The organism is Massilia haematophila, assembly GCF_042647645.1.
Classification (GTDB): Bacteria; Pseudomonadota; Gammaproteobacteria; order Burkholderiales; family Burkholderiaceae_D; genus Telluria; species Telluria haematophila.
Genome location: NZ_JBHRVV010000001.1, coordinates 1,368,339 through 1,383,764, shown reverse-complemented (window position 1 = coordinate 1,383,764; position 15,426 = coordinate 1,368,339). Strand labels below are relative to the sequence as shown.

Annotated in this window: 13 protein-coding genes; 5 read left to right on the top strand and 8 right to left on the bottom strand. The window is 72.0% G+C overall.

Annotated features, from left to right (window positions below; genetic code table 11):
• Positions 1–84 precede the first annotated feature (84 nt).
• From ACFOPH_RS06195 to ACFOPH_RS06170, 6 genes are all read right to left on the bottom strand, one after another.
• Positions 85–1,158 (bottom strand): alpha/beta fold hydrolase, encoded by a 1,074-nt coding sequence (locus ACFOPH_RS06195; protein WP_379734213.1) that lies wholly within the window; start codon positions 1,156–1,158, stop codon positions 85–87.
• The gene (locus ACFOPH_RS06190) at positions 1,155–2,057 is read right to left on the bottom strand and encodes an NAD-dependent protein deacetylase (protein ID WP_379734211.1); all 903 of its coding nucleotides are present in this window, start codon (positions 2,055–2,057) and stop codon (positions 1,155–1,157) included. Before ACFOPH_RS06190 ends, ACFOPH_RS06195 begins: the two co-directional genes overlap by 4 nt.
• A gap of 106 nt (positions 2,058–2,163) precedes the next feature.
• On the bottom strand, positions 2,164–3,060 hold the full coding sequence (locus ACFOPH_RS06185) for a DMT family transporter (RefSeq protein ID WP_379734209.1): 897 nt from the start codon (positions 3,058–3,060) through the stop codon (positions 2,164–2,166).
• A gap of 61 nt (positions 3,061–3,121) precedes the next feature.
• Positions 3,122–4,750, bottom strand: a complete 1,629-nt coding sequence (gene nadB, locus ACFOPH_RS06180; protein WP_312552209.1) for an L-aspartate oxidase — start codon at positions 4,748–4,750, stop codon at positions 3,122–3,124.
• Positions 4,751–4,834: 84 nt separating this feature from the next.
• Positions 4,835–5,584: a serine aminopeptidase domain-containing protein gene (locus tag ACFOPH_RS06175; RefSeq protein WP_379734207.1), complete on the bottom strand. Its 750-nt coding sequence runs from the start codon at positions 5,582–5,584 to the stop codon at positions 4,835–4,837.
• The gene (locus ACFOPH_RS06170; RefSeq protein WP_379734205.1) at positions 5,581–6,423 is read right to left on the bottom strand and encodes a hydrolase 2, exosortase A system-associated; all 843 of its coding nucleotides are present in this window, start codon (positions 6,421–6,423) and stop codon (positions 5,581–5,583) included. Before ACFOPH_RS06170 ends, ACFOPH_RS06175 begins: the two co-directional genes overlap by 4 nt.
• 258 nt (positions 6,424–6,681) lie before the next feature.
• Here ACFOPH_RS06170 and ACFOPH_RS06165 point away from each other — a divergent pair, with 258 nt between their 5' ends.
• Together ACFOPH_RS06165 and ACFOPH_RS06160 are read left to right on the top strand one after the other, a co-directional pair.
• Entirely contained in the window at positions 6,682–8,259 is a 1,578-nt protein-coding gene (locus tag ACFOPH_RS06165) for an AMP-binding protein (protein WP_379734203.1), read from the top strand.
• The gene (locus ACFOPH_RS06160; RefSeq protein ID WP_379734201.1) at positions 8,256–10,067 is read left to right on the top strand and encodes an asparagine synthase-related protein; all 1,812 of its coding nucleotides are present in this window, start codon (positions 8,256–8,258) and stop codon (positions 10,065–10,067) included. Before ACFOPH_RS06165 ends, ACFOPH_RS06160 begins: the two co-directional genes overlap by 4 nt.
• A gap of 60 nt (positions 10,068–10,127) precedes the next feature.
• Here the strand turns inward: ACFOPH_RS06160 and ACFOPH_RS06155 are convergent, their stop codons facing one another.
• Positions 10,128–11,336, bottom strand: coding sequence for a glycosyltransferase (locus ACFOPH_RS06155; protein ID WP_379734199.1), 1,209 nt, complete (start codon positions 11,334–11,336; stop codon positions 10,128–10,130).
• Positions 11,337–11,343: 7 nt separating this feature from the next.
• Positions 11,344–12,597, bottom strand: a complete 1,254-nt coding sequence (locus ACFOPH_RS06150) for a glycosyltransferase (RefSeq protein ID WP_379734197.1) — start codon at positions 12,595–12,597, stop codon at positions 11,344–11,346.
• Positions 12,598–12,638: 41 nt separating this feature from the next.
• Between ACFOPH_RS06150 and ACFOPH_RS06145 the strand changes: the two genes are divergently transcribed.
• From ACFOPH_RS06145 to ACFOPH_RS06135, 3 genes are all read left to right on the top strand, one after another.
• On the top strand, positions 12,639–12,866 hold the full coding sequence (locus ACFOPH_RS06145; RefSeq protein ID WP_312554296.1) for a hypothetical protein: 228 nt from the start codon (positions 12,639–12,641) through the stop codon (positions 12,864–12,866).
• Between the two features lie 142 nt (positions 12,867–13,008).
• Positions 13,009–13,764 (top strand): N-acyl amino acid synthase FeeM domain-containing protein, encoded by a 756-nt coding sequence (locus tag ACFOPH_RS06140; RefSeq protein WP_379734195.1) that lies wholly within the window; start codon positions 13,009–13,011, stop codon positions 13,762–13,764.
• Positions 13,761–15,419, top strand: coding sequence for an FAD-binding oxidoreductase (locus tag ACFOPH_RS06135; RefSeq protein ID WP_379734193.1), 1,659 nt, complete (start codon positions 13,761–13,763; stop codon positions 15,417–15,419). The genes ACFOPH_RS06140 and ACFOPH_RS06135 overlap by 4 nt, the downstream gene beginning before the upstream one ends.
• Positions 15,420–15,426: the final 7 nt, after the last annotated feature.

Here is a 15,426-nt window from a genome sequence, read left to right as displayed (position 1 = left end):
GGGCACCCGTGCCCACGCGGTCTAGTACGCTTGCCCGCCCCGCTGCGGTCGCCACCGTTCGACCCGCCGTTCGACCTTGATCGCTCACACCCCGCTTTCGCCCGCCCGCGCCAGCGCCTCCGCGCGCGGGCTGCGCAGCGTCACCGGCTCGCCCACCTGGGCCGCGATGGCATCGACCGCGCGCGCCACCAGTTCCGGATGCGCGTAATGCACCATGTGGCCGACGCCCGGTTCCAGCTGCAGCTCGCTGCCGGGGTCCCCGCGTTCCAGCGCCTCGTGCAAACGTTCGGAGTGGATCGCCGGCGTGACGATCTTGTCGCGCGTGCCGGACAAGATCTGGACCGGCACGCGCAACTGGTCATAGCGTTTCGCCAGCGACATCGCGGCCGGCGCCATCAGGGCCGCGTCGGCGCCTGCCGCGCGCAGCTGTCCCGGCCGCAGCATCATCCAGACCGGCAGCTGGCGGAAGCGTTCGGACACCTTCCGCGGCGAGAACACGCGTTTCTCCATCAGCGGCCAGATCAGGCGCGCGAGCAGCGGCGTGAGCGTATGGCGCAGGATGTCGCCGAGGATCGGTATCGCCGGCTGGGCCGCGACCGGCGCGTCCATGCGCAGCGTCGGGTAGTAGTAGCCCGACAGCAGCACCAGCCCGCGGACGAAGTCAGGCACCTGCAGGCCCATCGCCATGGCGACCATCGTGCCCCAGGAGTGGCCGACCACGATGCTCGAATCGACCTTCAGCTCCTGCAGCGCGTGGTGCAGCAGGCGCGCCTGGGCGTCGGGTGTCCACAGCGTGGTGCGCGGGCGCTCGCTGTAGCCGTAGCCGGGGCGGTCGAAGGCGATCACGCGGTAACGTTCGCTCAGTGCGTCGAGCACGCCGCTGGTTTCGAAGTCGTTCGCGACGATGCCGTTGCCGTGCAGGAGCACCACCACCGGCCCCTCGCCGCGTTCGAGGTAGTGCAGGCGCACGCCGTCGACCTCGATGAAGCGCCCGCGCGGCGGGTTTTCGCGTTCGGCCTGGGCCGTCTTGGCGCGCACGTAGAAGTACGATGCCGCCAGGGCCAGGCCGCCGACCAGGGCCTTGGCCTGCCATCCGCCCCGTGCGGCGGCGCTGGTGTTGCGTGTCGTCGTGCGCGTCGGGTTGTAGCTTGTCCTCACAGTTCCCCCTTTTCCTTGATGTCGCTAATCGGTAGCGGCGGGTTGTCGGCGCCCAGCAGCCGGGCCACACGCGGCAGCAGCGTCTCGGCCGATGCCTCGAGCTTCAAGCCTATCAGGTGATCGGCACGGGTGCGTCCCAGGTTGACGGCGGCGATCGGCTTGGCGCCTTCGGCCGCCAGGCGGCAGAAGCGGAAGCCCGAATACACCATCAGCGAGGAGCCCACCACCAGCAGGGCGTCGGCCGCCTCCATCTGCGCCAGCGCGCAGGCGGTGCGCGGCGGCGGTACGTTATCCCCGAAGAAGACCACGTCGGGCATCAGGGTGCCGTTGCAGTGCGGGCACCAGGGCAGCCGGAAATCCTCGAGCGCGTCCGGTTCCAGCTGGGCGTCGCCGTCGGGCAGCGGCGTGGCCAGCGCGCCGGCCAAGTGCGGGTTGGCATCCACCAGCTGCTGCTGGACGAAGGCGCGCGGCATCCGTGCGCCACAGTCGAGGCAGAGCACCGAATGGATGTTCCCGTGCAGCTCCAGCACCGCGTGGCTGCCGGCGCGCTGGTGCAGGCCGTCGACGTTCTGGGTCAGCAGCGATCCGAGCCGCCCGGCGTTTTCCAACGCGGCCAGGGCCTCGTGGCCGGCGTTCGGAGCGGCCTTGGCCAGCACCGGCCAGCCGATCATGCTGCGCGCCCAGTAGCGGCGCCGCAGCAGTTCCGAGCGCCGGAATTCCGGACCCTGGATCGGCAGGCGACCGCGGCGCACGCCGTCGCGGTCGCGGTAGTCGGGAATGCCCGAGGCGGTCGACAAGCCGGCGCCTGTCAGGACCAGCGTTTTTGGATTGCGCGCCAGGAATTCAGCCAACTGCTCGGCTGCCGCATCCCTGTCCCGTACCATGAAACCTTCAGCCATCTTGCCCTCATCCGCCCGTTCGCTGGGATCGTAGCATTCTTGCCGGGTCGGCTAACACACGTTTCCTGCAGGCGAAAACGCGCCAGGGAATAGGGGGAATGCCGTGCTAGCGCGCCGACACGGCGATTCCGCCGACGATGAGGAGAAAGGCCAGCGCGTGGTAGAGGTGCGGCGCTTCGCCGAGGAAGGCGGAAGAAAGCAGGGCCGTGAACAGCGGCGTCAGGTTGATGAAGAACGCGCCCAGGGTCGGGCCGGCGCGCTGCACGCCGGCGCTCCAGCAGCGCATCGCGATGATCGCCGGGCCGACCGCCACGTACAGCAGGGCGGCCGCGACTGGCCAGCTCCAGGCGATCTCGATGCCGCCGGCCGCCGCTTCGATGCCGGACAGCGCGCCGGACCACAGCACGCCGTAGCCGACCTGGATCAGCAGGAAGGCCGCCCAGTCCGCGCGCACCGCCGGCACGTCGCGCTGCTGCATCAGCAGCCAGCTGTAGAACGACCAGGCGATGGTCGCCAGGATCATGTACAGGTCGCCGGGCACCAGGCGCAGCGCCGCCAGCTGGTGGATGTCGCCGCGGCACAGCACCACCAGCACCCCGACGATCGACAGCAGCGCGCCGCCGACCTGGCGCGGGCGTACCTGTGCCTTGAAGAACAGGCGGCCGACCAGCAGCATCCAGACCGGCATGCCCGAAGCGACCAGGGTGACGTTGATCGGGCTCGAGCTCTGCAGCGCCAGGTATTGCAGCGAGTTGTAGAGGCCGATGCCGAACAGGCCCAGCATGCTGTAGCGGCGCCAGTTCGCCAGCGCGCCGCTGCCGGCGCGCAGGGCGGCGCGTCCGAGCGGCAGCAGCAGCGCCAGTGCGATCGTCCAGCGCAGCAGGTTCAGGGTCATCGGCGGCACGGCGTCTCGCACCAGGCGGCCGACGATGGCATTCCCGGCCCAGAGCACGGGCGGCACGGTGAGCAGCAGGGCGGTGGAGGCGGTGAGTTGACGGTTCATGGATGGGGGGGGCCCGCGCGCGGGGCGGGCCGATCCTGGCACGATTGCGGAAAAGCCGCGTTCAGCGGCGCGGCGGCGTCACGACGCTCGGCAGCGCCTTGGGCAGGGTGTCCGGATAGTCGCGCGAGTAGTGCAGGCCACGGCTTTCGTGGCGCGACAGCGCGCTGTTGACGATCAGCGAGGCGACGTCGACCAGGTTGCGCAGTTCCAGCAGGTCGTGGGTGATGCGGAAGTTGCGGTAGTACTCGTCGATCTCTTCCTTGAGCAGGGCGATGCGGTGCTGGGCGCGCTCCAGGCGCTTGGTGGTGCGCACGATGCCGACGTAGTTCCACATGAAGCGGCGCAGCTCGTCCCAGTTGTGGGCGATCACCACCTCCTCGTCGGCGTTGGTGACGCGGCTCTCGTCCCACGGCGGCAGCACCGGGTGTTCGACCTGCGGCGCGGCCGCGATCTGGCTGGCGCAGGCGCGGCCCACCACCACGCATTCGAGCAGCGAATTGCTGGCCAGGCGATTCGCGCCGTGCAGGCCGGTACAGGCGGTCTCGCCGACCGCGTACAGGCCGGGGATGTCGGTGCGTCCGGCCAGGTCGGTGACCACGCCGCCGCAGGTGAAGTGCACCGCCGGCACCACGGGAATCGGTTCTTTGGTGATGTCGATGCCCAGCTCCAGGCAGCGCGCGTAAATCGTCGGGAAGTGCTCCTTCAGGAACGCCGGGCTCTGGTGGCTGATGTCGAGGTGGACGTAGTCCAGGCCGCGCTTCTTCATCTCGAAGTCGATCGCGCGCGCGACCACGTCGCGCGGGGCCAGTTCGCCGCGCTCGTCGTGGGCCGGCATGAAGCGGGTGCCCGCCGCCACGCCCGCTTCCGGCGGCAGCTTCAACAGGCCGCCTTCGCCGCGGATCGCCTCGGTGATCAGGAAGGACTTCGCGTAGGGGTGGTAGAGGCAGGTCGGGTGGAACTGGATGAATTCCATGTTCGACACGCGGCAGCCGGCGCGCCAGGCCATGGCGATGCCGTCGCCGGTGGCGGTGTCGGGATTGGTGGTGTACAGGTAGACCTTGCCGGCGCCGCCGGTGGCCAGCACGGTATGCTCGGCTTCGAAGGTGAGCACCTTGCCGCTCTGTTCGTCCTGGACGTAGAGCCCGTGGCAGCGCGGCTGGCCGACCAGGCTGGGCGCGCCGCCGTGCACGCCCTTGCCGGTCAGTTTGTCCGAGGTGATGACATCGATCGCGCAGTGGTGTTCGAACAGGGTGATGTTCGGGTGCGCGCGCACTTTCTGTTCCAGCGTGACCTGGACCGCGTGGCCGGTGGCGTCGGCGGCGTGGATGATGCGGCGCTGGCTGTGGCCGCCCTCGCGCGTCAGGTGAAAGCCCAGCTCGGCGCTGGCGTCGCGCGTGAAGGGGACGCCTTGCTCGATCAGCCATTCGATCGCTTCGCGGCCGTGCTCGACGATGTAGCGGGTGGCCGCCTCGTCGCACAGGCCGGCGCCGGCGACCAGGGTATCGGCGATGTGCTGGTCGTGGCTGTCGCCGGAATCGAGCACCGCGGCGATGCCGCCCTGGGCCCAGTTGCTCGCGCCGTCCAGCAGTTCGCGTTTCGAGATGATCGCCACCTTGCGGCTTTGCGCGAGGTGCAGGGCGACCGACAAGCCGGCCAGACCGCTGCCGACGATTGCGACGTCAAATTTCATGACAACTCTACTATTTGTACAGAGGCATCACTATAGACGATTTGGACGCATTTCGCGCGGTCTCCAGGAGGCTTGCACCAAGCCTCACCAGGAGGTCAGCCAGCTCGCGCTGGCCGCCGCCACCGCTTCGCGCCAGGCGCTGCGGCTGAAATCGCCGTCGGCGCCGGGGATCTCGACCCGCCGGCAGCGCGTGCGCCGGGCTTCGAGCAGGCGTGCGCCGTGCTCGCTGCCGGCGGCGCCACCGGCAAGCACCAGCAGCACCTGGCCCTCGTAGCGGTCGAAGGCGCTGGCCAGCTCGGGCGCCAGCGCCGGCGCGCGCATGCCGAGGCCGCGGCGCAGGGCCGGCAGGTGGCGGCGCAGTAGCGGCGGCGCATAGCTGCCGAGTGCGCGCAGCGCCAGGCTTCGGGCCGACGGTGCGGCCTGCGCCAGCGCCGGATTGAACAGGGCCAGCCCGGCCACGCGCGCGTCGCCGGCGGCATAGGTGGCCGCCGCGCCGGCCGCATCGCCGGCGGCGAGGATGACCGATTCCTTCATCTCGGGCACGTGCGTGAAAAATTCGTTCATCGCCCCGGCGATGTCGCCGCCGCCGGCCTGGTCGCCCGTCCGGCCCTCGCTGTCGCCGGCGCCGGCGCGGTCGAAGCGCATCACGGCGACACCGCGGCCGGCCAGCAGGCGCGCGAGCAGGGTGAACTGGCGGTAGCTGCCGGTGCGGTACTGGCCGCTGTCGGCCAGCATCAGCAGGCCGCGCATCAAAGCCCGTTCGGGGACATCGACGATGCCGATCAGGGCATTGCCGCCGCACTGGAAGCGCAGGGCGCGCTGTTCGAGTTTCATGCCGGATCTCCTGCGAACAGCGTGCTGGTGGCGTCGCGCAGCGCGCGGCAGTCGAGGTGGCCGGCGCCGCTCCAGGCCGGGCTGCCCTCGAGCTGGCGGTAGTGCAGTGCGACCCCGGCGTCGGCCCAGCGTTCCTTCATGCGCATCGCGCCGGCCTCGGCGCGCGCCGGCGCCGGTCCACCGTAGCCGAGCCAGTGGACGCTACAGGGCGGCAGCGCAATGCTGGCGGCGTCGCAGGCGTCGATCGCCTTGACCAGCGGCACCGCCACCTCGTAGCCCGCGACCTCGATCATGCCGTGCACCGCGAGCTGGGCGCGCAGGGCCGAGGTGCTGCGCGGCGCGCCCGGCGCCGGGTCCCGGAGCTGCTCCGACAGGCGCAGGAACTGGTTGATGCAGGTGCGCCCGCTCAGATAGGGCTGCCAGAGCAGCAGGCGGCGCGGCTTGAGCACGGCGGCCGCGTCCAGTGCCAGCAGGCCGCCGAGGCGCAGGCCCCACAGGGTCAGGGGGCCGCTGTCGCGTTCGGCCAGCCAGCCAGCGGCCAGGGCCAGGTCGGCGCGCCAGATCTCCCAGCGGCCGGCGTTGAATTCGCCGCAGCTGTCGCCGCAGCCGAACAGGTCGATCTGCAGTACCGCGTAGCCGAGCTCGGCGAAGGCGCGCGATTGCTGGGCCGCCATGCGCCGGGTGCGGCTCAGCTCCTCGGCGAAAGGGTGGACGTAGAGGATGGCGCCGCGCGGCGCGACCTGGGGATTGGGCGCGTGGTACAGGCTGAAACGGGTTCCCGGCTCGGCGTCGAAGAAGAACGGTTCCACGCGCGGCGTGGTCAAGAGCGGAGCATTCATGAGGCTGGCTTCTCCTGCACTGCTGCGGCCGGTGGCAATGCTGCCGGCGGGCCGAAGCCGCGTTGTCACGGGTTATCACGAGTTATCACGGGTTGTCCATGTAACGATCATGCATTTATGTCAATTTGACACCTAGGTCGGCGTGTGGTGTTGACTGACGACAGATAGCTTCCAGCAATATCTGTTGATACCGGTCAATGGACCAGTGGCAGATTTTCTGAATGATGAATCTTTACGGCTAGCATCTTTGGAGGAGACATGGCCCAGCAGATTCACGAACTGGTCGAGCAGGCGGCGCAGCGCACGCCCTCGGCCACCGCATTGCGGCACGGCGCGGCGCGCGTCAGCTACGCCGGACTGGCGGCAGCGGCGGCGGCGGTCGGCGGCGCGCTGCTCCAGGGCGGCGCCGAGCCGAACGAGCGGGTAGCGGTCTGCCTGCCGCCCTGTCCGGAGGCGGTGGCGGCGCTGCTCGGCGCCTCCAGCGCCGGCTGCGCCTTCGTCGGGCTCGATCCGGACCTGTCCGCACCGCGCTGCGCCGCCCGCCTGCGCCACAGCGGGGCGCGGCTGCTGGTGGCCGACGCCCGGCGCCTCGCGGCGCTGGCGCCGCTCCTCGCCGGCTGCCCGGCCTTGCGCACGGTGGTGGTCCTCGGCGGCAGCGGGCCGCGCGAGCTGGCCCAGCGCGCCCTCGGCTGGGACGCCTGGCTGGCCGGCGCCGCCAAAGGCCCCGCGTACCCCGCGCTGCCGGCCCTGGGCGCGCTGCTCTACCGCGACGGCGAGGCGGGAGAGCAGGTCGCCAGTGCCTTGTCGCACCTGAACCTGGTCGCGGGCGCGGCCTCCAGCGCGCGCTGCCTGGGCATCGGCGCGGGCGACCGGATCCTGGTGGCCTTGCCGTTGCATGTCGATGACGGCCTGAACGCGCTGCTGGCCACGCTCTCGCTCGGCGCCACCGCCGTCCTCCCGGAGGCGACCGCCGCGCCGGCGCTGGCCCGGGTCCTGGAACGCGGCGAGATCACCGGTCTGAGCGCTTCGCCCGCCACCTGGGAAGCGCTGGCGGAGATCCCGCTGGGGCGGGCGGGCGACTGCCTGCGCTATATCGCCAGCGCCGGCGGCAGTCCCGGGCGTCCTGCGCTCGACGCATTGCGGCGGGCGCTGCCGCGCACCCGCGTGTACCTGATGTACGACGTCGGCGACGCCTGCCGCTCGACCTGCCTGATGCCTTCCCAGCTGGAGGAGCGGCCCGGCTCGATCGGGCGCCCGATGCCGTACTCCGACTGGCTGGTGTTGCGCGCGGACGGACGCGAATGCGCGCCCGGCGAAGCGGGCGAACTGGTGCAGCGCGGTCCGCTGGTCACGCTCGGCTACTGGAGCGACCCACAGCGCAACGCGGCCCAGTTCCGCACGCTGCCGCCGCTGCCCGGCCTGGCGCCGCGCGAGAACGGGCGCTGGCCGGGCGTCGTCGCGCGTAAGGACATGGACGGCTACCTGTACCTGGTCGATGCGCGCAGCGACACCATCACCACCGGCGGCTATCGCGTCAGTCCGCGCGAAGTCGAAAAGATCGTCGTCGGCACCGGGCTGGTGGCCGAGGCGGCGGCGGTCGGCGTGGCCCATCCCGTGCTCGGCCAGGTGATCGCAGTGCTGGCCACGGCACGGCCGGGGGCGCGCCTGGATTCCACGATCCTGTTCGGCGCCTGCCGCGCGCGGCTGCCCCTGCACATGCTGCCGGCCATGGTCGACGTGCGGCGCGCGCCCTTGCCGCGCGCGAGCGACGGGCAGATCGACCGCGCGCTGCTGGCCGGCGAACTGGCGCCGCTGTTCGCGGAGGCCGCACCATGAGCGGCCTGTGCGGTTGGTTCTCGCGCGAGCCGGCGGCCCTGCCGATCGCCGACATGGCAGCGCCGCTGCAGCGCGCGGGCGGCCCGCCGGCGCACTGCGCGGTGCACGCCATGGGGGCGGTGGCCCTGGCAGGGGCCCGGCTCTGGCACGAGGACGGCCTCCTGGTCGCGCACTGGGGCGAACGTCCCGAAGCACTGGCCCGGCTGTGGCGCACCCATGGCGCCAAGGCATGCGCCGCGCTGTCCGGGCATTTCGCCTTCGCCATCCTGGACGAGCGGCGCGCCGAGGCGCTGCTGGCGGTCGACCGCTGCGCGACGCGACCGCTGTACTACCAGATGGTGGGCCGGACCCTGCTGTTCGCCAGCAGCGGCGCGGCGCTCGCGCGCCATCCCGGCGCCGGGCGCGAAATCGATCCCCAGGCCATCTACGACTATCTCTACCTGCATGCGGTGCCCGGGCCGCGCGCCATGCTGCAAGGACAGCGCCGGCTCGCGCCGGGCGAGTGCCTGCACCTGCGCGACGGCCGCGCCGAGCGCGTGCATTACTGGCGCATGCGTTATACCGAACACGCCCTCGATGCGGCGCCTTGCACCGAGCTGGCCGATGCCTTGAGCTGCGCGGTCGACGGCGACCGCGACCCGGCCGGCGACGCCGTGCTGCTGGGCGGCGGCGCCGGCAGTACCGCGCTGGCCGGCCTGCTGCAGCGCGCCGGCGGCGATCCGGTCCGCACCTACGCCGTCGGCTTTGCCGGCGGCAGCCATGGTGCGCTCGAACCGGCGCGTGCCAGTGCGCGCAGGCTGGGCAGCCGTCATGCCGAGATCGTGGTCGGGCCATGCGACGTGACCGCCGCGGTGCCGGTCCTGGCTTCGGCCTGCGACGGGCCGTGCGGCGATCCGGCGGCCGTGGCGCTGCTGGCGGCGGCGCGCATGGCGCGCGCGGACGGCGCCACCCGGCTGGTCGGCGCCCAGGGTGGCGCACAGCTGTTCGGGCGCGGCCGCCGCCATGCGCAGCTGGCCCGCCCCGGACGCTACGAGCGCCTGCCGGGCGCGCTGCGCCAGCTCGCCATCGAGCCCATCCTGTTCCGCCTCGCGGCGCGCGTGCCCGGCCTGTTCGCGCGCCTGCGCGAGCGCATCGAGCTGTCGCTGGCGCCGGTCCCGGCCCGGCTGCGCCGCGCCAACGTCCTGCTCGGCTACGGGCCCGACGTGTTCGAGCCGACCTTCCTGGAACTGGTCGATCCGGAGGCGCCCGCGGCCCTGGAAGCGGCGGCCTGGTGGGGCGCGCAGGGGCGCAGCGCCGTCAACCGGCTGGTCGAACTGGAGCTGCGCATCGACCTCCCATGCCGGGTGCTGCCGGCATTCGCCGGCGCCTGCGCCGCGGCCGGCATCGAAGCGGTCCATCCCTTCCTGGGCGACGCCGTGGTCGCGATGTCGGCACGGCTGGCGCCGCGCTACAAGTGCGACGACGGCGCCCGCAAGCTGTTCGGCGCGGCGCTCGGCACCCTGGTGCCTGGCCAATCCTGGCGCAGCCCCGGCGCGCCGCAACTGCCGCTCGGCCGCTGGCTGCAGACCGATGCCAGCCTGCGCGCGCTGGCCTGCGACAGCCTGTCGGACCTGGCCCGGCGCCGCATCGTGCGGCGCGACTTCATCGACCTGCTGCTGTCGCGCCGGCTGGCGGAGGACCCGGCGGCGCATGGCCGGACGGTATGGGTCCTGATGATGCTCGAACAGTGGTTTGCGCGCCAGCGCCACGATGGCTGTGCGCACGGTCACCGCCAGGATGCCGCCGTGCCGCTGGCTGGCGTGCCGTAGACAGTGCCGCGCCGCCGCGCGCGGCGGCCTGCAGTCGCCTCGCGCTTGCCGCCTGCGTGACTAGCGCCGCGCAGGCGTCTCCTGCTGCGCGAGCGCGTCGTAGACGGCGATGTAGCTGCGCGCCATCGCCGGCAGGCTGTGGTGGGCGATCACCTGGCCGCGGGCGCGCGCCCCGTGGCGCCGCGCCATCTCGGGAATGCGGCAATAATCGGCGATCGCGGCGGCCATCACCTCGGGCGACCTGGGCGGCACCAGGATGCCGGTCAGGCCGGGCTGCACCAGCTCCCGGTGCACGCCCACTGCGCTGGCGACCACCGGCAGGCCGCTGGCCATCGCCGCGAGCAGCGTCTCGGGGCGGTTCGCGGCCACGGCCGGCAAGACCATCAGGTCCATCGCGCGCATCAGTTGGGCGATGTCGTGGCGCATGCCCGGCAACCAGGCCAGTTCGCCGGCTCCGGCCCGTTCCAGCATCGCCCGGCATTCGGCGCGCATCGGCCCGTCGCCGACGATCAGCAGCCGCAGCCGCCGGTGCGCCGGGTGCGGCGACGACAGCAGGCCCAGGAAGGCCTCGACCAGGGCGATGTCGTTGCTGACCGCGTCCATGCGGCCCACGCTGCCGACGACAAAGGCGTCGTCCTGCATGAAGCCGGCCGGTCCGACGGCCGCGTGCGGACCCAGGCGCGGGTGGAATTCGACGCTGTCGACGCCGGCCGAGATCTGCGTGACGCGCGCCGGCGTCGCCCCCGCCTGCTCGATCAGCCAGCGTTCCTGTTCGGCGCCGGCCGCGATGAAGTGCTTGACCAGCGGACGCAGCGCGCGTCCCAGCAGTCCCGGCGGCTTGCGGCGCGGCGGCGCGGCCGCCTGCCGTGCATGTTCGCCCGCATGATCGCCGGAATATTCGCCGTGTACGCGCAGCCGGATGCCGGCCAGGGCGGCCACCAGCTGCCCATCGAGGCTGCCCGGGCTGCGGGTATGCACCAGGTCGGGACGCAGCGAACGCAAGACGCGGTACATGCGCAGGTAGTAGGCAGGGTCGAGCCGGGTGCGGCGCTTCAGGTCGACCACTTCGACGCCGCGCTCGCGCAGGTCGGCGTGGAAGGCGCTGTGCTCGCCCAGGCACAGGACCGCGTGGCGGTAGCGGTCCGCCGGCATGTGGGCGATCAGGTCGAGCAGCGCGGCGCCGGCGGCGTCCAGTTGCGGCACCACGTGCGCGACCAGCCGCGGCGCCTCGACGGCGGGCGGAACCGGGGCTGGCGCATGCTTGCCCATGACAGCGTCAGCCGGCACGGGCGGCAGGCGTGTTCGCGGGATCCAGCAGGGCCGGCAGCTCCGCCAGGCGCAGCTGCCAGTCGTGCTCGCGCATGACGCGTGCGCGCGCGGCGCGCCCGACCGCCAGCGGGTCCCCGCCGTCGGCGCCCGGGACAGGTGCGGTCGCTGCGCCGGCGAGGAGGGCCCCGATGCGCGCGCGGAAGGCGGCGGCATCTGCAGCGGCATAAGCCTCGGGCAGCTCCGGGCAGGCCAGTCCGGCGAGCGTGCGCGGCGCGGCCAGCACGGCTTTCTGCAGCGACATCGCGGCCAATACCTGCAGGGCGCCCGCGTGCGCGCTGCCAGGCGGCGCCAGCACCAGCGCCGCATGGGCGAGATAGGGCCGGGTATCGGCGACGCTGCCGGTGACGACGACGCCGGCCTGGCGCGCCAGCGCGCGCACCCGAGCATCCGGACGGGAACCGACCAGGTACAGGGCAAGCGCGGGGTCGGACGCGCGCAGCGGCGCGAAGACCTCGTTCGCGAACCAGCGCGCGGCCTCGATGTTGGGGCGCTCGTCCATGGCGCCGGCCAGCACCAGCGCGCGCAGGCCCGGACGATACGGCGAGCGGTGCAGGATGTACGGCGAATAATAGTCGGCATCGACGCCGCTGGCCAGGTGCCGGGCCTTGTGCGCCGACTCGGGCGCGAACAGGCGGAAGCGGGCGACGTCGGCGGTGGTGGCAAACAGGGCGTGGTCGCAGGCGACGCCGGCGGCGCGCTCGCGCGCGAGCAGCTGGCGCGACTGGCGCCGCCACAAGACCGTGCTCGGCCAGCGGCGCGAGGCGCCGTGGCGGCGGCGCTGGTCGGATTCGAGCTCGACGAAATCCACGACCCGCAGCGGCCCTGCCGGCAGTTCCTCGAGGTAGCGCCCGCTGGCGGCGCCGCCAGCCAGCACCGCCGCCACCGGCCGACGGGCGCACAGTCGTGCCGCCCAGGACGCGAGCGCCGGATCCGGGTGCGCGCCGGCGCCGCGCACCCGCTGGCGGAGCCCGGCCGGTGCGACGAAGCAGGTTTCGTAGCACAGGGCACGCACGCGCCCGAAGTGGCTGCCGTCGCGCGCCGGGTCGGCCACGCAGCCCAGATGGACGCGGAAGTGGCGCGCCAGGTAGCGCAGCATGTGGAACCAGCGCAGGCTGTGCGCGCTCCCGTCGGGCCGCGGCAGGCAAGGTGCGAGCATCAGGAGGTCGCGCGTGGGCGGCTGGTGCGGGCTGGGCGAGGTCATGGCCGCACCCGCTGCGTCATGGCGGTGCAGGGCCGGGGCAAATGACGGCGCTGATCGGGCTTCATCGCGTAATCTCCAGTGAAAGCCTGGCTGCGCGGCGCAGGATGGCGCCGCCTGATGACGGCCGTTTCATGACGCCGTTCGATCATTATATGGCTGGGAAAACGATGCATTTCGTTACCCTTTTTCCGGTTGATGCCGGTCAAGAAACGGCTGTCGGGGCGCGCATCGGGGCGCCAGGTGGCCGGGAAATCGATCAATGCTTGTAGAAAATTTCTCTTGGCCTTGATCCATGTTCAGATAGCAAATTTCATGGCTCGCGGCCGGGAACCTGCCTGAGGCAGGGCTTGTCTGACTCGGCAGCAAAGGTTTTCGCCAATAACGGCGAGACGCCACTTTGGAGGAGCAAGCATGCTGGTCGATGAAATGCCCATCGCAACATTCGAAACCGCGGCCGCCGCGCCGCGCCGGGAACCGTGCCCCCGCGCCGCGCCGCGCGTCACGAACCCGCCGCGGCCCCAGTTGTTCAACGTCCGCCTGGCCACCTCGAGCGGGCGGCGCGACGATGCCGGGGTACTGCTGCGCCGCATGTATGCGTGGCGCGGCTACGCGCTCGAGCCGGGCGAAACGCGAGACCGGCGGCGCGTCACCTTTTATGCGGAAACCGCCGGCGAGGTGGTCGGAACGATGAGCCTGTGGCTGGACCTCGACGGCAGCCTGCCGGCCGACGAGAACTTCGGCGACCGCCTGGCGCCCCTGCGGCATGCCGGCAGGCGCCTGTGCGAACCCTCGCGCCTGGCGATCGACAAGGGCATGTCGAAGCGCGTCTTCGCGGCCCTGATCCACATCTCCTACCTGTATGCCCACAAGCTGCACGGCTACACCGACTACGTGATCGAAGTCAATCCGCGCCATGTCGCCTTCTACCAGCGCATGCTGGGCTTCGCCGACTTCGGCGGCGAACGCGCCTGCAGCCGCGTCGGTGCGCCGGCCGTGCTGCTGCGCCTGCCGTTGTCGCGGATGGGCGCCAGTATCCGCGAATGGGGCGGACGCTTCGCCGAACCGGACACCGAGCGTTCTTTCTATCCGTATTTCCTCCCGGTGCGGGAGGAAGCCGACATCACGGCGCGCCTGGCCGCGCTGTGCGACGGGGAGGAGCGGGCATGACCAACCTGAGCGAACTGCATGGCGCGCTGGAGCACGGCGCTGCGCTGGAGGCAATGGCGGCGGTGGTCGGCGCGGCCCACCTGCTGGCCGACGAAGCTACCCTCGCCACCTATGCGCGCAGCACGGCGGCGCGCCCGGTGCGCCCGCTGGCGGTGGCGCGCCCGGCGAATGCGGCCGAGGTGGCCGAACTGGTGCGCATCGCCGGCGCACACCGGCTCGCGGTCTACCCGGTCAGCACCGGCAAGAACTGGGGCTATGGCGACGCCTGCGCCGTCGGCGCCGGGCAACTGATCCTCGAGCTGTCGCGCATGAACCGCATCGTCCAGGTGGACCCGGAACTGGCCTATGCCGTGATCGAGCCCGGCGTGACCCAGCGCCAGCTGTCGGACTTCCTGCGCGAGCAAGGCCATGCGCTGTGGGCCGACTGCACCGGCGCCGGCCCGGATACCAGCTACATCGGCAACATCATGGAACGCGGATTCGGGCACTCGCCCTATGGCAACCGGCTGCAGCACGCGGCCGGCATGCAGGTGGTGCTGGCCAACGGCGAAGTGCTCGAGACCGGCTTCGGCCACTATCGCCAGGCCCGCGCCGCCCACCTGTTCCCGTATGGTGTGGGTCCCTTCCTGGACGGCTTGTTCACCCAATCGAACATGGGCATCGTCACGCGCCTGGGCATCTGGCTCATGCCCCAGGCCGAGTGCGTGAACCATTTCCTGTGCAACGTGCCGACGCACGCCGACATCGCCCAGGTCGTCGATGCCTTGCGGCCGCTCCGGCTGGACGGGACCCTGCGCAGTATCCTGCATATCGGAAACGACATGCGCGTACTGTCGGGCGGCCGGGTATTCCCGCGCGCCGACGTCCCCGAGGGCGCGCGCCTGTCGCCCGCGTTGCGGGCCACGCTGTGCGAAGCGGGGGGCATCCAGCCCTGGACCGTTTCAGGCGCGCTGTACGGCAGCGATGCCCAGGTCGCTGCCGCCCGCAGCGCGCTGAAACGCGCCTTGCGCCCGACGCCGGCGCGGGCCCGATTCGTCAGCGCGCGCAGCCTGCGCCTGGGCGCCCTGGCCGGCCGCCTGCTGGGCCCGACGCCGATCGGGCGCCAGCTGCGGGCCCGGGTCGCGCTCGGCGAATCGCTATTCGAAATGAACCGGGGCGTGCCGAACGGACGCTTCCTGGCCGGCGCCTACTGGCGCCGCCGCGGCGGCTTGCCGGGCAGCTTCCCCGAAGCGGCCGATCCGGCGCGCGACAACTGCGGCCTGCTCTGGGTGTCGCCGGTGCTGCCGCTGCGCGGCGCCGACCTGCTGGCCGTGCATGCGTTGGCCGAGGCGCAGTTCGAACGTCACGGCTTCGACCTGTTCGCGACTTTCAGCATGATCAACGAGCGCAGCCTGGGCGGCGTGCTGACGGTGGTCTACGACAAGGACGACCCGGAGGAAGCCGCGCGCGCCCGCGCTTGCCACGATGCCGTGTTCCGCGAGATGTTCGAGGCCGGCTACATCCCTTACCGCGTCGGCAACCACTCGATGGCGGCGCTCGACCCCGTCGGCGACAGCTACTGGCGCACCGTCGCCGCCCTGAAGGCGGCGCTCGATCCGCACGGTATCCTGGCGCCCGGGCGCTACGATCCCGGCGTGGCCGCGCGCCTCGGGTGAGTCCGGG